Genomic DNA, 20375 nt, shown 5'->3' with positions numbered 1-20375 from the left:
AGTGAACAATCTGAACAAAAGTTCGCCCTCAACCTGTTGCGCTATGTAACACCTGCGGATTGGCGTGGAAAAACACGTGCTCGAGAACAGGCCCTACCGCCACCTCGCCAATCTCCTCATAACCCTGACGTTTATAGAACTCCAGATAACGCGGATTTCCGGTGTCGAGTACCACACCCTGGGAATGCTCATCGACGGCGCACCAGTTATGCACGGCTCCGAGCAACTGTTCGCCGTAGTGCTGGCCTTGAAACTCCGGATGAACCCCCAGCAACGGCAAGACATGCACCGAGTCCGATGGCAGGCAGGCCGCCACCGCCGCGTGATACTCCAGATAACGTCGGGTGCAACGCAACCCGGCACTCAGCACCATCCGCAGGCGCCAGGCCCAGCTTTCGGTGATGCCCAGACGACGTTGCGGCGGCGCGATCAGCGCAATGCCGATCAGCCGGTCATTGACCAGCAGACCAATCGCCGGCAAATCCTGCGCAAAATGCTGTTCGACCAGTTCCCGTACCGTGGCCCGGACCCGGTGTTCATAGCCAGGGCGTTCGGCCTCGAACAGGTACTTGAAGACCGGCTCATGCCGATAGGCGTGGTACAGCAAGGAGCGAGCTTCGTGCGAATAGCCACTGTCGAGCCGATGAACGTCGGCCATTGCGTTAGAAGTTTCAGGCATGACGGTCTATCTCCCCTGAGCGGGGCTAAAATGGCCCCGTTCTTATAAGTACGAACCCGCTACAACGGTGATCGTTCCACATTAAAGGACATTAGCAGTGCATCTGCCCTACTGCCACGCTGGCTGACTTCGGACATGTCAGCTAGCATCGCACTTTTGCCAGGACTGCCGACCATGAAGATCGTCTCGTTCAACATCAATGGCCTGCGCGCCCGCCCCCATCAACTGGCGGCACTGATCGAGAAGCACCAGCCGGACGTCATCGGTTTGCAGGAAACCAAGGTGCACGACGACCAGTTCCCGCTCGCCGAGCTTGAGGCGCTGGGCTATCACGTGAGCTTCCACGGCCAAAAAGGTCATTACGGCGTCGCCCTTATGTCACGTCAGGCACCGCTCGCGTTGCACAAGGGCTTTGCCAGCGATGAAGAAGACGCCCAGCGCCGCTTCATCTGGGGCACGTTCGCCGATGCCAACGGCGTACCGGTGACGATCATGAACGGCTATTTCCCACAAGGTGAAAACCGCGACCACCCGACCAAATTCCCGGCCAAGGAGCGCTTCTACAACGACTTGCAGACGCTGCTCGAAACCCAGTTCAGCAATGACCAGGCGCTGGTGGTGATGGGCGATGTGAACATTTCCCCGGAAGACTGCGACATCGGCATCGGCCCGGACAACATGAAGCGCTGGCTGAAAACCGGTAAATGCAGCTTTTTGCCGGAAGAGCGCGAGTGGATGGCCCGTTTGAAGAACTGGGGCCTGGTGGACAGCTTCCGGCACCTGAACCCGGACGTAACAGACCGCTTCAGCTGGTTCGACTACCGCAGCCGCGGCTTTGAAGACGAGCCCAAACGCGGCCTGCGCATCGACTTGATCCTCGCCTCCCAAGGGCTGCTGCCACGGGTCAAGGCCGCCGGTGTCGACTACGAACTGCGCGGCATGGAAAAACCCTCGGACCATGCGCCGATCTGGCTTGAGCTGAGCTGATTTCCAAAGATCAACACAGACTAATGTGGGAGCGAGCCTGCTCGCGATAGCAATCTGTCAGTCACCTTTAATGTGACAGACATAGCCTCATCGCGAGCAAGCGAACGTCGCCCGGCTCTTCCCACACTGAACATCGTCATATTTCAGCAACCTCCCTGTCTTATTCTCCCGACACTTCCTGTGACCTTCAAAGGTGTCGGCCTGATGCTGCGCGCTCTGTTACCGCTGCTGCTCTGCGGTTTGCTTCCACTCTCTGCCACCGCCGCTGAGCTGCCGATACCCGAGCGTGGTCCTGCCCTGCGCATTCAAGGCTCCAACACCATCGGTGCGGCCCTGGGTCCGGCGCTGGTCAAAGGGTTGTTGCTGGAACAAGGGTTACGGAAGGTCCATAGCGAAATCTCGGACAAAGACAACGAGCAGCAGATTGTCGGCCAGACGGCCCAAGGTCGGCGGGTGGTCGTGGACATCGCCGCCCACGGCTCCAGCACCGGGTTCACCGCGCTGAAAAACGCCAGCGCCGATCTGGCGGCGTCTTCGCGCCCGATCAAGGACCGCGAACTGGTCGATCTCGACACCCTCGGCGACCTGAAAAGCCCGAACGCCGAGCAAGTCATCGCCATCGACGGCCTAGCGATCATCCTGCATCCGCAAAACCCGCTGACGCAACTGAACACCGAACAACTGGCGCGGATTTTCAGTGGCGAAGTGAAAACCTGGGAAGAACTCGGTGGCACCGGTGGCCCGGTGAACCTCTATGCCCGGGATGACCATTCAGGCACCTACGACACCTTCAAGGAACTGGTCCTGATCCATCGCGGGAAAGTACTGGCCGGTTCGGCAAAGCGCTTCGAATCCAGCGAGCAGTTGTCCGATGCGGTCAGCCAGGACCCGCAAGGCATCGGTTTTATCGGCTTGCCTTACGTGCGTCAGGCCAAGGCTGTGGCGATTGTCGATGGCGACTCGCAACCTATGCTGCCGCTCAATAGCCTGATCGCCACCGAGGACTATCCGCTGTCGCGTCGGTTGTATTTCTATTTGCCACCCAACGGCCAAAATCCCTGGGTCGACGCGCTGGTGAAATACGCTCAGAGCAGTAAGGGTCAGGCGATTGTTGCCGCCAATGGTTTTATCGCGCAGACCGTGCAAGCCATGAACGTCGCGCCGAGCCCGCAGATGCCTGACGGCTACCGGGCAATCATCGATCATGCACAACGACTCACGGTGAATTTTCGCTTCGAAGAAGGCAGCGCCAGCCTGGACAACAAGGCCCGGCAGGACCTGTCGCGGGTGCTCGACTATTTAAGGCAACACGACAAGCTGAACAAGCAGGTGACACTGGTTGGCTTCGGCGATGCCAAGACCGATTCGCAGCGGGCCGCCCTGCTATCGAAACTGCGCGCCATGGCGGTGCGCCGCGAGCTGGTGAAGGGTGGTGTGGTGTTTCGCGAGATTCGTGGCTTCGGAGCCGAAATGCCGGTGGCGGCCAACAGTGCCGATGAAGGACGAATCAAGAATCGCCGGGTAGAAGTCTGGGTGTATTGACAGCAGCGCTCACTCTGGCGATTCAGGCTTGCGCAATAAATAGGTGTCCATGATCCAGCCGTTGGCCAACCGTGCAGCTTTCCTGACCCGCGCAATCTCTTGCGCAACGTCTTTGAGCTTGCCGGAAATAAGAATTTCATCCGGCGTGCCAAGGTAGGCCCCCCAGTAAATCTGCTGCTCCTGATCGGCCACCTGCCGGTAGGAATCTTCTGCGTCGAGCATCACCACCAAGCTGTCGGCATCACTGACCTGGCCCGCAGCCAGCCTGCGACCGGTGGTGATTTCAACCGAGCGCCCAATGCGATTCAACGGCACCTTGTGCCGCGCCGCCAGGGCCTGGACGCTGCTGATGCCGGGAATCACCTCGAAGGTGAAGGTACAACGACCGGATTCGAGTATCGCCTGCAAGATCCGCAGGGTGCTGTCGTACAACGCCGGATCGCCCCACACCAGAAACGCCGCACACTCGTCGTCCATCATCTCTTCGTTGATCAAGCGCTCGAAGGTCTGTTGCTTGTCGCGGTTCAGATCGACAACGCTGGCGTTGTAGTCCACATCGCCGCGCACCCGCTCGGGGCTGTGGGCCTCGACGAAGCGATAAGCCGGATCGGTGATATAGCGCTCGCAGATTTCCCGCCGCAGGTCGATCAGCTTGTCCTTGCTCTGCCCCTTGTCCATCAAAAAGAACACATCGACCCGGTTCAACGCATTGACCGCCTGGATCGTGATGTATTCGGGATCGCCGGCACCGATGCCAATGACCAGTAGCTGCTTCATGGATGCTTCACCTCGCTGTGCGTCATTGTGTCCAACGGCTTATCCGTAGAAAAACGCGCCAACTTCCTACACGAACTAAAGCACTAGCGTACAACATCAAGCGAAACCCACGCAGGCCTTGTCGGACAAGACTTTCGCCCGACTTTAGTGCTTTTCAGGCACCTGAAAAAATTCACTAGACATGTAGCATAAATTACATAAATACTGATTTAACAGATTATGAAATAAAAGCAACACCCCCCTCTAGCAGGAGCTCGGATGCCCTCACTCAGAGACCGGATCACCGATCCCGGCCTGGACCTCACGCCGTCGGAACGCAAAGTCATACGCGCATTGCTGGACCAGTACCCGCGTAACGGGCTGGGCCCGATGTCGCGCCTGTCCGAACATGCCGGCGTCAGCGATCCGACCATCGTGCGTCTGGTGAAAAAGCTCGGCTTCGGTGGCTATGCCGATTTCCAGGACGCGCTCCTCAGCGACATGGATCACCGGCAGTGCTCGCCCAGCGCGCTGTTGCAACCGCGTTCGCACCTCAAGCAAGACGATGCCTGGACCCATTATCTGGCGGACAGTCACCGCGCCCTGCTCGAAACCCAGGCCCTGACCCAACCCGAAGATGTGCGCATTCTGGTGGAGTGGCTGCTGGATACACGGCATCAAGTGCATTGCTTCGGCGGACGCTTCAGCAGCTTCCTCGCCCACTACCTGCTCAATCATTTGCGCTTGTTGCGTGCGGGCTGCTTTGCCCTGGAAGACAACGCGCAACTGCCCGATCGGCTGTTCGATGTGCAACGCCAGGACGTGGTGCTGCTGTTCGACTATCGACGCTATCAATCCCAGGCACTGCGTGTCGCCAGCGCGGCCAGGAACCGGCATGCGCGCGTCGTGTTGTTCACCGACATCTACGCCTCGCCACTGCGCGAGATGGCGGATCTGGTAATCACCGCGCCCGTGGAGTCGGTATCGGCCTTCGACACCCTGGTGCCGGCGCTGGCCCAGGTCGAAGCCTTGATTGCCTGCCTGACGCTGCGTTGCCCCGATCTTGCCGAGCGGCTGGAAGGCATCGACGCGCTACGAAGCGATTTCACCACTCACCTGCTGGAGGAAAAATAAGGATGTTTATGCTCCCCCATCACTCACCCCGCGATCTGCCGTTTGCTATCAACCACACCGCGTTGCTGCTGGTGGACATGCAACGCGCCTGGCTTGAGCCGCAGTTCGACCCGCATCTGCAACGGCCCGACGCCAAGTACTTTCTCGAGCGCACCCGTCAACAGGTGATTCCCAACCAGCTCAGGCTGCTGGCCGCCGTGCGCACCGCTCGGCAGAACGTTCTGCACACGCTCATCGAAAGCCTCACCGCCGACGGTCGCGACCGCTCGCTGGACCACAAACTGTCGGACATGCACCTGCCAAAAGGCAGCCCGCACGCCGCCATCATTGAAGAACTGACACCGGTCGAAAACGAAATCGTCTTGCCCAAGACCTCCTCCGGGGTCTTCAACTCGACCAACATCGACTATGTGCTGCGCAACCTGCAAACCCGCCATCTGATCATCGCCGGCATCGTCACCACGGACCTGATCGGCGTGACCCGCGGCCGGTCGTTTCCCAGCGATGAACTCGAACACTACAAAACCGCCGGTTGCAGTTGGGTCCCGGCCAACAGCGCGCTGACCCCGCAAGACATCATCGCCTCCAGTAACCCGTGGGGGGCCTACGGCGACTTGCGGCTGATCCCCGACCTGGCCAGTCGCGTGACGGTCAGCAACGGTCCCGATGCCAGTGCGCCGGCTCTGGACTTTATCCATGGCGACATTTGCGAAACCGATGGCCGCCCATGGGCTGCCTGCCCGCGGACGCTGCTGCGCAGCGAAGTACAGCGTTACCACGATGAGCTGGGGCTGCAGATCACTTCGGCCTTCGAGCACGAATTCAACCTCACCACCGACAGCGCCCAGGCCGAGCATCTGGCGTTTTCGCTGGAAGCCCAGCGTCAGGGCGCAGCGTTCGGCGGCTGGCTGCTCAGCGCCTTGCGCGCAGGTGGGGTCGAGCCGGAAATGTTCCTGCCCGAATATGGCCAACACCAATACGAAATCACTTGCCGGCCGACCCAAGGCGTCGCGGCGGCCGACCGGGCGGTCAACGTGCGCGAGATCACCCGTGAGATTGCCCGGCAAATGGGCCTGAACCTGAGCTTTGCGCCCAAGACTTCCGAGCATGCGGTATGCAACGGCGTACACCTGCACCTGAGCCTGCACGACCTGTCCGGCCATCCGGTGCTGTATGACGCCGGAACCGCCAATGGCCTGTCAACCCTCGGCCAGCACTGGTCCGCAGGCGTGTTGCACTACTTGCCGGCCCTCTGCGCGTTGACCGCGCCGACACCGATTTCCTATGAGCGCCTGCAACCGCATCACTGGAGCGCGTCGTATGCGTGCCTGGGTCAACGCAACCGCGAGGCCTCGCTGCGGATCTGCCCGACCGTGAGCCTGGGCGGCAAATCCGAAGCCGCGCAATACAACCTTGAATTCCGCGCCATGGACGCCACGGCCTCCCCGCATCTGGCGCTGGCCGCCGTGCTGATTGCCGGCCGACTGGGCATCGAGCAACGCCTGGCGCTGAACGCGATCACCGATGAAGTCCCGGATTCGCTGAATGAAGAACAACGCCAGCGCCGCGGCATCGTCGCCCTGCCTGCGTCACTCGCGCAGGCCCTGAACCACTTGCGGGGCAGTGAGGCCTTGCTTGAAGCCTTGCCAAGCGCCCTGCTCGACACCTACTTCGCCGTCAAAACCGAGGAACTCGCCTTGACCCGACACCTGTCACCCGCCCAACTCTGTGAGCACTATGCACGCCTCTACTGAGTCCGCCGAGAATGGACTCTACACCGAGCCGGCTTACAGCCTGAGCCGGGAAGCGTCCGAGCACCCGCTGATTCTGGTGTGTGAACATGCCAGCCGCTACATCCCGACGGCCTTGAACGATCTGGGGTTGAGCGGCGAGGCCGCGCACCAGCACATTGCCTGGGACATAGGCGCGCTGGCGCTCGCCGAGAGCCTGTCCAAAGCCCTCGGCGCGACCCTGCTGGCGGCCAACTACTCGCGCCTGCTGATCGACCTCAACCGTCCGTTGCAGGCCCCGGACAGCATCCCGGCCAAGAGCGAAATTTATCAGGTGCCGGGGAATCAGCACCTCGACGCAGCGACCCGCGACTACCGCCGCCAGTGCCTGTTCACGCCGTTTCATACCCGCCTTGGCGAACTGATCGATGCCCGCGTGGCCGAGGGTCGCACGGTGCGGGTGGTGGGGATTCACAGCTTCACGCCGATCTACTTCGGCCAGCCACGAGCGCTGGAAGCCGGCGTGCTGTATGGGCAGGCCGAGGACTATGCGAACCGGCTGATCGAGGGGTTGGCCAAGCATCCACTGCGGGTCGCCGGCAATCAGCCCTACAAAATCAATCCGGCGAGCGACATGACGGTGCCGTTTCATGGCGACGCCCGTGGCATCGATGCGGTGCTGATCGAGGTGCGCAACGACCTGTTGCGCAATCGGCTGGCGGTCCAGACCTGGAGCGATTATCTGGCGCCACTGCTGTAAAGCCACGACCTCAAGCGAACAGTTTCAAGCTGAAAAAACACGGATGGTTATACCGGTAAAGCAACGATAACAAACGCGTCAGCGTGTTTATGACCTGCCAGGTTCAAACACATTGCCGTAGTGGCTTACAAGGAGAAGCGCTTCATGGAAATAGAAGAATTCGGCTACAAGCAAGAGTTGAAACGCAGCCTGTCGCTGACCGATCTGGTGGTTTACGGGATGATTTTCATGATCCCCATCGCCCCGTTCGGCGTATACGGCTATGTGAACCAGGAGGCGCCCGGCATCGTGCCGCTGGCCTACATCATCGGCACGGTGGCAATGCTGTTCACCGCGTTGAGTTACGGCAGCATGGCGCGGGCCTTCCCGATCGCCGGCTCGGTCTACTCCTATGCTCAACGCGGGCTGCACCCGCATATCGGCTTTATCGCCGGCTGCCTGATGCTGCTCGACTACCTGCTGATCCCGCCGCTGCTCTACGTGTATGCGGCGATGGCGTTGAATCACCTGTACCCGGACATTCCCAAGGTCGGTTTCATCATCGTCAGCGCCATCCTCTACAACATGGGTGTCGATGCGCAAAAGCTCGGCGGCATCTGGATTGCGGCGGGCCTGGTCTACCTGTTTTTCCTCAACAGAATCGGCGCCAGCGCTGTGTTGCCGGACCCTTCCAACAGTTAAAAAAGGCCAATATTTGAAACGTCGAGCGGTCGCTGACAGGGATCAGCCGACCGCCGTTGTAATGCGTGGAAACCGACAGTGATAGTCAAGCCTGATGCCTGGCACCAGGCCCTTTGATACGGGAGTACATCCATGCTGGCCTTACGTCCAGTTCAGTTATCCGACCTGCCTCAGTTGCAGCAACTTGCGCGCGACAGTCTGGTGGGTGTCACCTCGTTGCCGGACGACACCGAGCGCCTGCGCCAGAAGATTCACGCTTCCTGCGCTTCGTTTGCCAGTGACGTGAAGAGCCATGGCCCGGAGAACTATTTCTTCGTGCTGGAGGATCTGGCCAGTCAACGATTGCTAGGCTGTTCGGAAGTCCTCGCGACCGCCGGTTTCAACGAGCCCTTCTACAGCCTGCGCAACCGCCCATTCACCAGCGAGTCGCGCGAGCTGAACATTCATCACGGGGTGCCGGCGCTATCGTTATGCCAGGACCTCAGCGCCCATACCTTGCTGCGCGGTTTTCACGTCAACGCCGAGCTTGAGCGCACGCCCTCCTCGGAAATGCTTTCACGAGCCCGGCTGATGTTCATTGCCGCCCATCCGCAACGCTTTTCCGACGCAGTGATTACCGAAATCGTCGGCTACAGCAGCGATACGGGTGAGTCGCCATTCTGGGATGCACTGGGCAAGCACTTTTTCGACCTGCCCTACGCCGAGGCCGAACGCCTCTGCGGCTTGCAGAACCGAAGCTTTCTCGCCGAGTTGATGCCGCACTACCCGATCTACGTGCCGATGCTGCCGCACAGCGCTCAGGCCTGTATTGGCCGGATTCATCCAGATGGCCAGGAAGCCTTCGATATCCTTGAGCGTGAAGGTTTCGAGACCAACAGCTACATCGACCTCTTCGACGGTGGGCCAACGCTGTTTGCGCGCACCCCGAGTATTCGTTCGATCGCCCAGACCCGCACGGCCGTTGCGCACCTGAGTTCACACAGCGGCGGCAAGACGTCCTACCTGCTGAGCAATGACGCGCTAAAAAACTACCGGGCGATTATCGCCGACCTGGACTGGAGCGCAGACGAGCCCGTCATGCTCGACGCCACTCAGCTCGACGCCTTGCAACTGGACAACGGCGGCCCGGTTCGGCTGATTGCGCTATGAAGCAGATCTTCCGCACTCAAGGAGCTCCATCATGATCGTGCGCCCGGTTCAAATGACTGACCTGCCCGCGCTGCTGGCGCTGGCACGCCGCGCCGGCCCGGGGTTCACCTCGCTGCCGGCCAACGAAGAACGTCTGACCCTGCGCGTACGCTGGGCGCAGCGGACCTTTGCCGGGCAAGTTGAACGGGCCGACGCCGACTACCTGTTCGTGCTCGAAGACGATGATCAGCAAGTGATCGGCGTCAGCGCCCTGACAGGTGCCATCGGGCTGCGCGAACCCTGGTACAACTACCGCGTCGGGTTGACGGTCAACACCTCGGCAGACCTGGGAATACGTCGACAAATCCCGACCTTGTTCCTCAACAACGAGATGACCGGCCAATCGGAAATCTGCTCGCTGTTCCTGCGCCCCGATCAGCGTCAGGGCCATAACGGCCGGCTGCTGTCGGTCGCGCGATTGCTGTTTGTCGCCGAATTCCCACACTTGTTCGGTGAAAAACTGATCGCCGAACTGCGCGGCAGCGCCGACGAGCAAGGGTGCTCGCCGTTCTGGGACAGCCTGGGTCGACATTTTTTCAAAATGGATTTCAGCCACGCCGATCATCTGTCCGGGCTCGGCAACAAGTCGTTCATCGCCGAGCTGATGCCACGTCAGCCGCTGTACACCTGCCTGCTCACCGAGCAAGCTCGGGCGGTGATCGGCAAGGCCCATCAAAACGCCGAACCGGCGCGCAGAATCCTCTGCAACGAAGGCTTTTCCCATAAGGGTTACATCGACATCTTCGACGGCGGTCCGGTCATCGAAGCCCAGGTCTCGAAAATCCGTGCCGTGCGCAACAGCCAGTCGCTGGACCTGATGGTCGGCACACCTGACGACAATGCGCCGCTCTGGTTGATCCATAACCAGCGCCTGGAAAACTGCCGCATCACCGCCGCCCGCGCCGGACTGGTCGGCAACAGCTTGCTGGTCGATCGCCTGACCGCCAAGCGCCTGCAATTGCAAGCTGGCAGCTCCGTGCGTGCCGTGCCGTTGCTCAAGCAACAACAGCAGGCGGTTGCCGCATAACGTGCCAAACAAATAGCAAAAAACCCGCACATGGCGGGTTTTCTGCTTGATGGGGTCAAATCCTTTTGTCAGTTCAATCTGCGCTTCAGGATGTAAGTAATTCGTGAAAAGCCTGTCGCAGGATCGAGAAAAAGACAGACCGCACTGAACACTCTATTTAACTGACGCCAAAACGGGCTCTGGCAACCGCCGCCCGAGCACATCCAGCAGATCACAACCATCCCGCAACGGAATGGCGCACAGCAAGGCGAAATCGTTGAGGATCACCGAATCGCTGGCAATCTCCCCGCGCATCGCCAGGTTCTCCAGCACTTGAGTCACCGCACGAATGCGATAACGGGCAGCGTCGAGCAGGATATCGAGCGGCGCGTGGGTGTCGACGAACAGGGTCGGCATGTCAGAGCAGTTACTGGTGAGGGCCATGTAGCGGTTGGAGGGATGGGAAGTTGGCGGGACGTAGGGTGGATTGGGGGTGTAGGTGTTCATTTTCAAACCTCAAGTCGGTATGGAAGCGGCTACGCGTCTCTCTGGTTTTGAAGGGTTCCTACACCCTGTCACTGAATGTGCAGTGACACCTGAAGCCTATCGATGAAGCCCAACTCACGCCAGTTCATGGACACCGCTATAACGTGCGGGAAATCTCCGACGAGCTTGCCCAGAAACCTCACCGCCTGAACGGCCGCCATTGCGGGCAAGCCACGCTCCCACAGGTTTGCGCGCGTTCTGTTGATCCACAAACCACTCAACAGGCCGAGCGTTAGCTCGCCTGCCGCCCTTGATCTTGATCCACCCGCCCCATCGGGAGGCCGAGTGGAGGTGTTCATCAGGGGGTGGGCGCGCAGCGCCGTACGGCGCAGCCGGACACATCGAGAGGAGGTCGTCGCGAAGTAGACCGTAGGCGATGCCCCCTGATGGACACCGGAGCGAGGGGACGCCGAGCCTAGGCGAGGTGCCGTACGCTTGGGGCGAGACCTTTTGGGTACTTTTGGGGCGTTTGCCAAAAGTGCCTCGCCGTAAGGGCGAAACCGCCAGCAGCCGTTACCGCAGAAATGGATATGTACATCTACGGGAGATGGGTCGGCTGTCAGGCCGCCAAGGCCAACAGATCGCAGCCTGCGGCAACTACAGGCGAACTTCGTCCTTGAGAATGTCAAACAATGCCTGCGCCGCCGCCGACAGCTCATGCCCCGGCTTGGTCAACACCCCAATCGCCCGCTCAATCACCGGATCACTCAAGGTAATGCAACACGCCCCAAGCTCCCGCATCTGCTCGACACACAACGCCGGCACCGCACTCACCCCCAGCCCACTGGCAACCATCCGCCCAACGGTCGCCAACTGATGACTCTCAAACTCCACCGGCAACTTCATCTGCCGCGCCTGCAAGTGCTCCTCAAGCATCACCCGCACCGTCGACGGCCGCTGCAACGTGATAAACGGCTGCTCCAGCAGCGTTTTCCAGTCGATCTCGTCACGCTCGGCCAGAGGCGAATCACTCGGCACCACCGCGACAAAGCGATCCATGTACAACGGAGTGAATTCCAGCGACGAACTCTGCGTCGGCTCAAACGCCACCCCAAGCTCCACATGACGGTCACGGACCATTTCCAGCACCTGCTCGTTGATCACGTCGTTCACCGTGACGTTGACCTTGGGGTAGCGCGCACGAAAGATCTTGAGGATTGGCGGCAGCAAGTTGCCGGCAAACGACGGCATCGCCGCCAGCGTCACCCGGCCTCGCTGCAGGGTGAAACGCTGGCGCATTTCATCCTCGGCGTTGTCCCAGTCAGCGATCAACCGCCGGGCCAGCGGCAGCAGGGACTCGCCCTCCGGGGTCAGCGCAACGTTGCGGGTCGTGCGGCTGAACAGCCGCCCACCGAGTCCGTCTTCCAGCGCCTTGATGGTCAAACTCAACGCCGACTGCGACAGGTGCAGCCGCTCACAGGCCACCGCAAAGCTCAAACTCTGCGCCACCGCCAAAAACGCCCTGATCTGCTTGACTGTCATCACCGTTCCTCACCATGCTGACTACAATCGATTGCTGAGTTTTATCTATCAATCAACCTTAAAAATCAACTTATCAAATCAATCTGATAGAGCAACACTCCACTCCATACGGCTAGCCAGCCGCCCACAAAGAATAAAAGAGGTGCATATGGCAGGTTTCGACAAGCGCGTGAGTTCCTATGAAGAGGCTCTGGCAGGTCTCGAAGATGGTATGACCGTGATCTCTGGCGGCTTCGGACTGTGTGGTATTCCGGAAAATCTGATCGCCGAGATCAAGCGCAAAGGCACCCGCGATCTGACCGTGGTTTCCAACAACTGCGGCGTTGACGGTTTTGGCCTCGGCGTACTGCTGGAAGACCGCCAGATCCGCAAAGTGGTCGCCTCGTATGTCGGCGAAAACGCCCTGTTCGAAAAGCAACTGCTGAGCGGCGAGATTGAAGTCGTGCTGACCCCGCAAGGCACCCTGGCGGAAAAAATGCGCGCTGGTGGCGCTGGCATTCCGGCGTTCTTCACCGCCACCGGCGTCGGCACTCCGGTAGCCGAGGGCAAGGAAATCCGTGAATTCAAGGGCCGCCCGTACCTGATGGAAGAGTCCATCACCGGCGACTTCGCCATCGTCAAAGGCTGGAAAGCCGACCACTTCGGCAACGTGATCTACCGCCACACCGCGCAGAACTTCAACCCGCTGGCGGCCACCGCCGGCAAGATCACTGTGGTTGAAGTCGAAGAGATCGTTGAACCCGGCGAGTTGGACCCTTCGCAGATCCACACCCCAGGCATCTACGTCGACCGGGTCATCTGCGGCACGTTCGAAAAACGTATCGAACAACGCACCGTGCGTAAGTGATCCTCGCCCCCAGCCCGAACAGTGGAGAATAAAAAAATGGCTCTTACCCGCGAACAAATGGCTCAGCGCGTCGCCCGCGAAATGAAAGACGGCTACTACGTGAACCTCGGCATCGGCATTCCGACCCTGGTCGCCAACTACATCCCCGAAGGCATGGAAGTCATGCTGCAATCGGAAAACGGCCTGCTCGGCATGGGCGCCTTTCCGACCGACGATAAAGTCGACGCCGACATGATCAACGCCGGCAAGCAGACCGTCACCGCGCGCATTGGCGCCTCGATTTTTTCGTCCGCCGAATCCTTCGCGATGATCCGCGGCGGTCACATCGACCTCACCGTGCTCGGCGCTTTTGAAGTCGACGTACACGGCAACATCGCCTCCTGGATGATCCCCGGCAAACTGGTCAAGGGCATGGGCGGCGCGATGGACCTGGTGGCCGGTGCAGACAACATCATCGTGACCATGACCCACGCCTCCAAGGACGGTGAGTCGAAACTGCTGCCGTATTGCAGCCTGCCGCTGACGGGCGCCAATTGCATCAAACGCGTGTTGACCGATCTGGCCTACCTGGAAATCGAAAACGGCGCGTTCATCCTCAAGGAGCGCGCACCCGGTGTGAGCGTCGAGGAAATCGTCAGCAAGACTGCTGGTAAACTGATCGTTCCCGACCATGTTCCGGAAATGCAGTTCGCCTGAACCGCACCCTGAGGAGAAATTCGATGCAAGACGTTGTGATTGTTGCCGCCACCCGTACCGCCATTGGCAGTTTTCAGGGTTCGCTGGCCAGCATCCCGGCTCCGGAACTCGGTGCCGCGGTGATTCGTCAATTGCTCGCACAAACCGGTCTGGCAGCAGATCAGGTCGATGAAGTGATCCTCGGTCAGGTGCTGACCGCAGGCTCCGGCCAGAATCCGGCGCGTCAGGCGTCGATCCTCGCCGGCCTGCCGCACGCCGTTCCGGCACTGACCCTGAACAAGGTCTGCGGCTCGGGCCTCAAGGCCTTGCATCTGGGCGCGCAAGCGATTCGTTGCGGCGACGCCGAGGTGATCATCGCCGGCGGCATGGAAAACATGAGCCTGGCGCCGTATGTGTTGCCGGCCGCTCGCACCGGTCTGCGCATGGGCCACGCGAAAATGGTCGACAGCATGATCAGCGACGGCCTGTGGGATGCGTTCAACGACTACCACATGGGCATCACCGCCGAGAACCTGGTGGACAAGTACCACCTGACCCGTGAGGAGCAGGACGCCTTCGCCGCCGCTTCGCAGCAAAAAGCCACGGCGGCTATCGCAGCCGGGCGTTTTGCCGACGAGATCACGCCGATCCTGATCCCGCAGCGCAAAGGTGAGCCGTTGTCCTTCGCGATCGACGAACAACCGCGCGCCGAGACGACCGCCGAGTCTTTGGCCAAGCTCAAACCGGCCTTCAAGAAAGACGGCAGCGTCACCGCCGGCAATGCCTCTTCGCTGAATGACGGCGCCGCTGCGGTGTTGCTGATGAGCGCCGACAAGGCCAAGCAATTGGGCTTGCCGGTGCTGGCAAAGATTGCCGCCTACGCCAATGCCGGCGTCGACCCGGCGATCATGGGCATTGCTCCTGTTTCCGCGACCCGCCGCTGCCTCGACAAGGCCGGCTGGAACCTCGATCAGCTGGACCTGATCGAAGCCAACGAAGCCTTCGCCGCGCAATCGCTGGCGGTCGGCAAAGAGCTGGAATGGGATGCAAGCAAGGTCAACGTCAACGGTGGCGCCATTGCATTGGGTCACCCGATTGGTGCGTCCGGATGCCGGGTGCTGGTGTCGCTGTTGCACGAAATGATCAAGCGTGATGCCAAGAAAGGCCTCGCCACCTTGTGCATCGGCGGTGGTCAGGGCGTGGCCCTGGCAATCGAGCGGGCCTAAACCCGCACGGGTTCAACAGTCAGCGTGCGGACCCACGATATCCGCTCGCTGATTGGCAACACACCCGGCGCGACTTCGGTGGCGCCGGGTTTTTTTTGCCTAGCGAAAACTGCTTTTCCAGGAACCCGTCCATTAAGAGAAAAGCGCTTCGAACACAAAACCTGTGGCGAGGGAGCTTGCTCCCGCTCGACTGCGAAGCGGTCGTAATCCGGCAATCGCGTCCCATCTGAATGCTCGCGGTGACTGGCTTTAGGGTCGCTTCGCGACCCAGCGGGAGCAAGCTCCCTCGCCACAATTGATCAATCATCCAAAGGTTTGATCAATCATCCAAAGGTTGCGGTGGCGCTGCCGGTTTTGCTCCTTTGCCCTTTTTTCCGCCCTTGACCGGCGCAGCCTCTACCGGCGGTGGCGCAGGGGGTGTCGCTTCTTTCTCGGCGGCTGGAAGCTGGTCAATGGTAGCGAACAGATCCTTGGCTTCTATCGGGCCGAGGTGGTCGAGTTTTTTCTCGCCGTCCTTGCCCACCAGAATGACCTTGGTCTCGCCACTGACGCCCAGTTTCAACTCGCGAATCAGCGCCATGGTGGTTTGTGCATCGAGGTCCTTGCCGTCACGTTGGCCCATGAGGTTGACCACGGTGTACAGCACCATATTGCGTTCTTTGAAGGCCTGGCTGTTGGCCGGTTCCGCCAGGGACTTTTTCAGGCTGACCAGTGTCGGGTCGATGCTGCTGGGAGCGATGACGATCAGCGGCCGGTTCCTGCCGCGTTCCTGGGCCAGGGGCGTGTCGTTGTCTGCGGCGAATAGAGGGCCGGCGACAGCGAGCAGAGTAGCGAGGGTCAGTGACCGAATGAGCATGCGCATCTCCTTTTGATTTCCACACTTTATGATTGCGCATCAAAGCGAAAGATCCAGCTTAGTGCCTGAAATTTCTATCGCCATGCAGCGAAGCTTAGGCGAGCGGGCTTAATCCGCAACCGTATCCAGCGACACGGGCTTAGGTCATTCCGTTTGTCCAGGCTCGCACCGCCAGGTGCCGAAACACACGGTGCAGGGTTTTATCGCGTACTACACTTAGTTTGTCCCCCGTAGGGGGGACGTTGCCAAATCCGGGTCCGTAAGCAGCGAGTTTGTCGAAGAAACCCGCCCATGACGCTGGAGACAATGGCTACTCGTAATCGTCCTGTGGGGCTCGGCCCCACAGTGACGTCATGCAGGACGACGTTTTCGCGTCCAACTCGCCCGGACATGTTGCGTGTCCGGGCATTCGCGTGGCAGACGGTTTGGCTTCACAACGCGCCTGCCGTGTCGCCCTGATCATCCATCCGACTACCGCCTGAAAGGTTGCCGCCTCTGCACACGCCTTCCTTCACCGGTGGTCTTTTTTCAGGAGGAGCAGTTATGGACGAAGCCAAACTCAATGACTTCATGGGCAAGGTGGTTTCCGACATGGGCGGTGCAGCGATGCTCGCGAACATGATCCTGGGCGATGAACTCGGTTTGTACCGGGCCATGGCCGATAGCCAACCTGTTACCCCTGAAGCGCTGGCCAGCAAGACTGGCTGCAATGCGCGACTGCTGCGCGAATGGCTCAGCGCGCACGCAGCCTCTGGCTACATGGAACACGTCGACGGGAAGTTCCGCCTGCCGGAAGAACAAGCTCTGGCACTGGCGATCGAGGACTCACCGGTTTATGTCCCGGGCGGCGCCGCAGTGATTGCCTCGTTTTACCATGACAAAGACAAGCTGATCGCCGCCATGCGTGGTAATGGCGCCCTCGCCTGGGGCGATCACCACAGCTGCATGTTCAAAGGCACCGAGCGCTTCTTCAGACCCGGCTACCGTGCACACCTGGTCGGCGAGTGGTTACCTGCGCTTGAAGGCGTAGTGGACAAACTGCAGGCCGGCGCCAAGGTCGCGGATGTCGGTTGCGGCCACGGCGCTTCAACGGTAGTCATGGCCAAAGCTTTCCCGGCTTCCAGTTTTGTCGGCTTCGACTATCACGCGCCGTCCATCACTACTGCTACCCAACGTGCTGAAGAAGGTGGCGTGGCCGATCGCACTCGATTTGTTCAAAGTACCGCCAAGAACTTTCCAGGCAATGACTACGATTTGATCTGCTACTTCGATTGCCTCCACGACATGGGCGACCCGGTGGGCGCAGCCAAACACGCCTATGAGTCGCTCAAGCCCGACGGGACGGTGCTGCTGGTGGAGCCATTTGCCAATGACCATCTCGATGAAAACGCAACCCCGGTAGGACGGCTGTTCTACGCCGCGTCGACATTCATCTGCACGCCTAACTCGTTGTCTCAGGAAGTCGGCCTGGGGCTCGGGGCCCAAGCGGGTGAAGCACGGCTGCGGGATGTATTCACCCAGGCCGGATTCAAGCATTTCCGCCGGGCTGCAGAGACACCCTTCAACCTGATTCTGGAGGCGCGTAAATAATCGCGGGGGTATGCCTCAGGCATGGCGCTGAGAGGGGCAGCGCCATGCCGGGGATCAAAACACTAATTTGTAGCCGATGAACACCAGCATGACCGCCAGGCAAGGACGCAAGACACCATCAGAAATACGCCCGGACAAATGGCTGCCCACGTAGATCCCCGGCAACGACCCCATCAGCAGAAAACCCAACAGGTGCCAATCCATGTTGCCCATGCTCGCGTGCCCCAATCCTGCAACCAGGGTCAGCGGTACGGCGTGAGCGATTTCTGTGCCGACCAGACGTCTGGTCGGCAGGAACGGGTACAGGATAAACAGCGCGACAGTCCCCAGGGCGCCAGCACCGATGGACGTCAATGCGACCATCAAGCCGAGTAGCGCGCCGGTCACGACGGTCAGCAGGCTCAGGTTGCGGTTACTCAAATGGTAATGGTCGCCCGCATGTTTCTGGGCAAACGCCAGCAGCTGGCTTTTGAAGAAAATCGCCAGCGCCGTCAGCAACAGCACAATCCCCAAGGCCTGTTTGATGATTGCATTGGTCGCTTGGGGATCGGTATTGAAGTACTTCAGAAACACCAGGGTCAGAGCGACCGCAGGCACGCTGCCCAGCGTCAGCCACCCAGTAATTTTCCAGTCAATGTTCCTGTGCTTTTGATGAACCAGCACGCCACCGGACTTGGTGATCGCGGCGTACAGCAAATCCGTCCCGACGGCGGTGGCCGGATTGATGCCGAACCATAGAAGAATCGGCGTCATCAACGACCCTCCCCCCACACCGGTCATTCCGACAACGAACCCGACAACCAAGCCTGCGACTACAAAACCCAAATTACCGAAGTCCATTGCCATACCTTACAAAACCAGCGCGACGACTTAAAAATCTGGCAGTCAGCATAGCGATTTTTCTTATAACCACTTATACCAATATGATCTGAATTTATAACTTTCGGCATTTTCTCCTTGACCGTCCGGCTGACACAGCAACCAGTTTGATATTTTTATTTTCATACATTTGATTTATGAAATAAAACGTGTCATTTATACACTCCATGGACACGCAACCCGCTGCACCCCCCCGCCAGACCGGAAGGCATTCACCCCCAAACACCCTATCCACGGAGTCAACAATATGAACAAGACCGGACTTCTGGCTGCTCTGGCGTTTTGCGCCGTCAGCACCCTGGCCCACGCCGACGAAGACAGCCTGCGCATCGGTATCGAAGCCGCCTACCCGCCGTTCTCCTTCAAGACCCCGGAAGGCAACATCAGCGGGTTCGACTACGACATCGGCAACGCCCTGTGCGAAGAAATGAAGATCAAATGCCAGTGGGTCATTCAGGAATTCGACGGGATGATCCCCTCGTTGAAAGTGCGCAAGATCGATGCGGTACTGTCGTCGATGTCGATTACCGACGACCGCCTGAAGTCCGTCGACTTCAGCGAAAAGTACTACCACACCCCCGGCAAGTTCGCGGCGAAGGCCGGCCAGGCGATCAATGACCCGAAGGTCGATCTCAAGGGCAAGAAACTCGGTGTGCAACGCTCCTCCACTTACGACCGTTACGCCACCGAGCAACTCGCGCCCGCCGGCGTCGAGGTGGTGCGTTACTCGTCGCAAAATGAAGCCTTCCTGGACCTGGCCTCGGGCCGACTGGACGCCACCCTCGCCGACATCGTCAACACCAACGAGAGCTTCATCAAGACCCCCGCCGGTAACGGCTTCGCCTTGGTGGGACCGGACATCAATGACCCGAAATACTTTGGCCGGGGCGCCGGGATTGCGCTGCGCAAAGGCGATACCGCGAACGCGGCACGCCTGAACACGGCGATTGATGCGATCCGTGCCAATGGCAAGTACCAGCAGGTCATGGCCAAGTACTTCGCGTTCGATATCTACGGCGAATAAGCCTTCCTGTAACGCTGGCGTCGGCCTTGCGCCGACGCCGCTTTTCTTGCTGGTCCCGCGCGCCTGCCGGCGCTTCGGGTGAGGAACTTCATCATGCTTCACGGCTACGGATCGAGCATTCTCGATGGCGCCTGGCTGTCGATCAATCTGGCTCTGAGCTCCATGGCACTGGCCATTACCCTGGGCCTGATCGGCGCGGCGTTTCGCCTCTCGCCGCTCAAATGGTTGTCGACGCTGGGCGAAGGCTACACCACGGTGATTCGCGGAATTCCCGACCTGGTACTGATCCTGCTGATTTTCTACGGCGGCCAGGACCTGGTGAACCGCATGGCCCTCGGGCTCGGTTACACCCATTACATCGACATCAACCCGTTTGTGGCGGGTGTCTGCACCATGGGTTTCATCTTCGGCGCCTACCTCTCGGAAACCTTTCGCGGCGCCTTCATGGCAATCGCGCAAGGTCAGGCTGAAGCCGGCGCGGCCTACGGCATGAGCAGCGCCCAGGTGTTCTGGCGGATTCTGGTGCCGCAGATGATTCGCTTCGCGATCCCCGGCTTCACCAACAACTGGTTGGTGCTGACCAAATCCACGGCGTTGATATCGGTGATCGGCCTGCAGGACATGATGTTCAAGGCCAAGAACGCCGCCGACGCGACCCACGAACCCTTTACGTTTTTCCTCGCGGTGGCGGCGCTGTACCTGGTGCTGACCAGTGTCTCGTTGCTGGTGCTGCGCGCACTGGAAAAACACTACTCGGTCGGCATCAAAGCCGCCGTTCTGTGAGTGG

19 protein-coding genes and 1 pseudogene are annotated in these 20375 nt (G+C 59.8%); 14 read left to right on the top strand and 6 right to left on the bottom strand.

The features are described from left to right. Positions 1-28: 28 nt before the first annotated feature. Entirely contained in the window at positions 29-679 is a 651-nt protein-coding gene (locus tag HK44_RS01150; protein WP_019689799.1) for a GNAT family N-acetyltransferase, read from the bottom strand. Positions 680-853: 174 nt separating this feature from the next. Here HK44_RS01150 and xthA point away from each other — a divergent pair, with 174 nt between their 5' ends. Both xthA and HK44_RS01140 read left to right on the top strand, forming a co-directional pair. Then, on the top strand, positions 854-1666 hold the full coding sequence (gene xthA, locus HK44_RS01145; protein ID WP_019689798.1) for an exodeoxyribonuclease III: 813 nt from the start codon (positions 854-856) through the stop codon (positions 1664-1666). 201 nt (positions 1667-1867) lie between these two features. Then, positions 1868-3208, top strand: coding sequence for a substrate-binding domain-containing protein (locus tag HK44_RS01140; RefSeq protein WP_024264672.1), 1341 nt, complete (start codon positions 1868-1870; stop codon positions 3206-3208). 9 nt (positions 3209-3217) lie between these two features. Here HK44_RS01140 and cobF read toward each other — a convergent pair whose 3' ends face one another. Continuing rightward, positions 3218-3985, bottom strand: coding sequence for a precorrin-6A synthase (deacetylating) (cobF, locus tag HK44_RS01135; protein ID WP_019689796.1), 768 nt, complete (start codon positions 3983-3985; stop codon positions 3218-3220). A gap of 258 nt (positions 3986-4243) precedes the next feature. On the opposite strand from cobF, the gene HK44_RS01130 reads away from it, so the two are divergent. From HK44_RS01130 to astA, 6 genes and pseudogenes are all read left to right on the top strand, one after another. Further along, positions 4244-5098 carry a MurR/RpiR family transcriptional regulator gene (locus HK44_RS01130; RefSeq protein ID WP_019689795.1) on the top strand — a complete coding sequence of 285 codons (855 nt, stop codon included), beginning with the start codon at positions 4244-4246 and terminating at the stop codon, positions 5096-5098. A 2-nt stretch (positions 5099-5100) separates the two neighbouring features. Beyond that, positions 5101-6852, top strand: a complete 1752-nt coding sequence (locus HK44_RS01125; protein WP_080690561.1) for an isochorismatase family protein — start codon at positions 5101-5103, stop codon at positions 6850-6852. Continuing rightward, complete coding sequence (locus HK44_RS01120) at positions 6836-7588, top strand: N-formylglutamate amidohydrolase (RefSeq protein ID WP_019689794.1); 753 nt, start codon at positions 6836-6838, stop codon at positions 7586-7588. The genes HK44_RS01125 and HK44_RS01120 overlap by 17 nt, the downstream gene beginning before the upstream one ends. A 144-nt stretch (positions 7589-7732) precedes the next feature. Then, positions 7733-8230: pseudogene (locus HK44_RS01115) on the top strand (APC family permease); the annotation flags it as partial. A gap of 171 nt (positions 8231-8401) precedes the next feature. Next, the gene (locus tag HK44_RS01110; RefSeq protein WP_019689792.1) at positions 8402-9418 is read left to right on the top strand and encodes an arginine N-succinyltransferase; all 1017 of its coding nucleotides are present in this window, start codon (positions 8402-8404) and stop codon (positions 9416-9418) included. Between the two features lie 31 nt (positions 9419-9449). After that, on the top strand, positions 9450-10484 hold the full coding sequence (gene astA / locus HK44_RS01105; protein ID WP_019689791.1) for an arginine N-succinyltransferase: 1035 nt from the start codon (positions 9450-9452) through the stop codon (positions 10482-10484). Between the two features lie 153 nt (positions 10485-10637). Here the strand turns inward: astA and HK44_RS01100 are convergent, their stop codons facing one another. Both HK44_RS01100 and HK44_RS01095 read right to left on the bottom strand, forming a co-directional pair. Next, entirely contained in the window at positions 10638-10970 is a 333-nt protein-coding gene (locus HK44_RS01100; RefSeq protein ID WP_019689790.1) for a hypothetical protein, read from the bottom strand. 636 nt (positions 10971-11606) lie between these two features. Further along, positions 11607-12491, bottom strand: a complete 885-nt coding sequence (locus HK44_RS01095) for a LysR family transcriptional regulator (protein ID WP_019689788.1) — start codon at positions 12489-12491, stop codon at positions 11607-11609. 148 nt (positions 12492-12639) lie between these two features. On the opposite strand from HK44_RS01095, the gene HK44_RS01090 reads away from it, so the two are divergent. Genes HK44_RS01090 through HK44_RS01080 form a run of 3 tightly spaced genes read left to right on the top strand, consistent with a single transcriptional unit; the run spans position 12640 to position 15239 of the window. Further along, entirely contained in the window at positions 12640-13338 is a 699-nt protein-coding gene (locus tag HK44_RS01090) for a CoA transferase subunit A (protein ID WP_019689787.1), read from the top strand. Between the two features lie 36 nt (positions 13339-13374). Beyond that, a complete protein-coding gene (locus HK44_RS01085) occupies positions 13375-14034 on the top strand; it encodes a CoA transferase subunit B (protein ID WP_019689786.1) in 660 nt (219 codons plus the stop codon). A gap of 23 nt (positions 14035-14057) precedes the next feature. Continuing rightward, positions 14058-15239 (top strand): acetyl-CoA C-acetyltransferase, encoded by a 1182-nt coding sequence (locus HK44_RS01080; RefSeq protein ID WP_019689785.1) that lies wholly within the window; start codon positions 14058-14060, stop codon positions 15237-15239. A 319-nt stretch (positions 15240-15558) separates the two neighbouring features. Here HK44_RS01080 and HK44_RS01075 read toward each other — a convergent pair whose 3' ends face one another. Next, positions 15559-16095, bottom strand: coding sequence for a DUF4174 domain-containing protein (locus tag HK44_RS01075; RefSeq protein ID WP_019689784.1), 537 nt, complete (start codon positions 16093-16095; stop codon positions 15559-15561). Positions 16096-16638: 543 nt separating this feature from the next. Here HK44_RS01075 and HK44_RS01070 point away from each other — a divergent pair. Continuing rightward, on the top strand, positions 16639-17685 hold the full coding sequence (locus HK44_RS01070) for a class I SAM-dependent methyltransferase (RefSeq protein ID WP_019689783.1): 1047 nt from the start codon (positions 16639-16641) through the stop codon (positions 17683-17685). A gap of 54 nt (positions 17686-17739) precedes the next feature. Here the strand turns inward: HK44_RS01070 and HK44_RS01065 are convergent, their stop codons facing one another. Next, complete coding sequence (locus HK44_RS01065) at positions 17740-18525, bottom strand: sulfite exporter TauE/SafE family protein (RefSeq protein ID WP_019689782.1); 786 nt, start codon at positions 18523-18525, stop codon at positions 17740-17742. Between the two features lie 286 nt (positions 18526-18811). On the opposite strand from HK44_RS01065, the gene HK44_RS01060 reads away from it, so the two are divergent. Next, the gene (locus HK44_RS01060) at positions 18812-19588 is read left to right on the top strand and encodes an ABC transporter substrate-binding protein (RefSeq protein WP_019689781.1); all 777 of its coding nucleotides are present in this window, start codon (positions 18812-18814) and stop codon (positions 19586-19588) included. Between the two features lie 93 nt (positions 19589-19681). Then, positions 19682-20371 carry an ABC transporter permease gene (locus tag HK44_RS01055; protein WP_019689780.1) on the top strand — a complete coding sequence of 230 codons (690 nt, stop codon included), beginning with the start codon at positions 19682-19684 and terminating at the stop codon, positions 20369-20371. The last annotated feature ends 4 nt before the right edge of the window (positions 20372-20375 follow it).

Source organism: Pseudomonas fluorescens HK44 (assembly GCF_000217955.3).
Taxonomy (GTDB): domain Bacteria; phylum Pseudomonadota; class Gammaproteobacteria; order Pseudomonadales; family Pseudomonadaceae; genus Aquipseudomonas; species Aquipseudomonas fluorescens_AQ.
Note: the sequence above shows the minus strand (reverse complement) of the source record. Positions and strands in the feature narration are given on the sequence as shown.

Coding starts and splice junctions, on each gene's coding strand:
- HK44_RS01150 (WP_019689799.1), bottom strand. CDS start 679: ATGCCTGAAACTTCTAACGCAATGGCCGACGTTCATCGGCTCGACAGT.
- xthA (WP_019689798.1), top strand. CDS start 854: ATGAAGATCGTCTCGTTCAACATCAATGGCCTGCGCGCCCGCCCCCAT.
- cobF (WP_019689796.1), bottom strand. CDS start 3,985: ATGAAGCAGCTACTGGTCATTGGCATCGGTGCCGGCGATCCCGAATAC.
- HK44_RS01130 (WP_019689795.1), top strand. CDS start 4,244: ATGCCCTCACTCAGAGACCGGATCACCGATCCCGGCCTGGACCTCACG.
- HK44_RS01125 (WP_080690561.1), top strand. CDS start 5,101: ATGTTTATGCTCCCCCATCACTCACCCCGCGATCTGCCGTTTGCTATC.
- HK44_RS01120 (WP_019689794.1), top strand. CDS start 6,836: ATGCACGCCTCTACTGAGTCCGCCGAGAATGGACTCTACACCGAGCCG.
- HK44_RS01110 (WP_019689792.1), top strand. CDS start 8,402: ATGCTGGCCTTACGTCCAGTTCAGTTATCCGACCTGCCTCAGTTGCAG.
- astA (WP_019689791.1), top strand. CDS start 9,450: ATGATCGTGCGCCCGGTTCAAATGACTGACCTGCCCGCGCTGCTGGCG.
- HK44_RS01100 (WP_019689790.1), bottom strand. CDS start 10,970: ATGAACACCTACACCCCCAATCCACCCTACGTCCCGCCAACTTCCCAT.
- HK44_RS01095 (WP_019689788.1), bottom strand. CDS start 12,491: ATGACAGTCAAGCAGATCAGGGCGTTTTTGGCGGTGGCGCAGAGTTTG.
- HK44_RS01090 (WP_019689787.1), top strand. CDS start 12,640: ATGGCAGGTTTCGACAAGCGCGTGAGTTCCTATGAAGAGGCTCTGGCA.
- HK44_RS01085 (WP_019689786.1), top strand. CDS start 13,375: ATGGCTCTTACCCGCGAACAAATGGCTCAGCGCGTCGCCCGCGAAATG.
- HK44_RS01080 (WP_019689785.1), top strand. CDS start 14,058: ATGCAAGACGTTGTGATTGTTGCCGCCACCCGTACCGCCATTGGCAGT.
- HK44_RS01075 (WP_019689784.1), bottom strand. CDS start 16,095: ATGCTCATTCGGTCACTGACCCTCGCTACTCTGCTCGCTGTCGCCGGC.
- HK44_RS01070 (WP_019689783.1), top strand. CDS start 16,639: ATGGACGAAGCCAAACTCAATGACTTCATGGGCAAGGTGGTTTCCGAC.
- HK44_RS01065 (WP_019689782.1), bottom strand. CDS start 18,525: ATGGACTTCGGTAATTTGGGTTTTGTAGTCGCAGGCTTGGTTGTCGGG.
- HK44_RS01060 (WP_019689781.1), top strand. CDS start 18,812: ATGAACAAGACCGGACTTCTGGCTGCTCTGGCGTTTTGCGCCGTCAGC.
- HK44_RS01055 (WP_019689780.1), top strand. CDS start 19,682: ATGCTTCACGGCTACGGATCGAGCATTCTCGATGGCGCCTGGCTGTCG.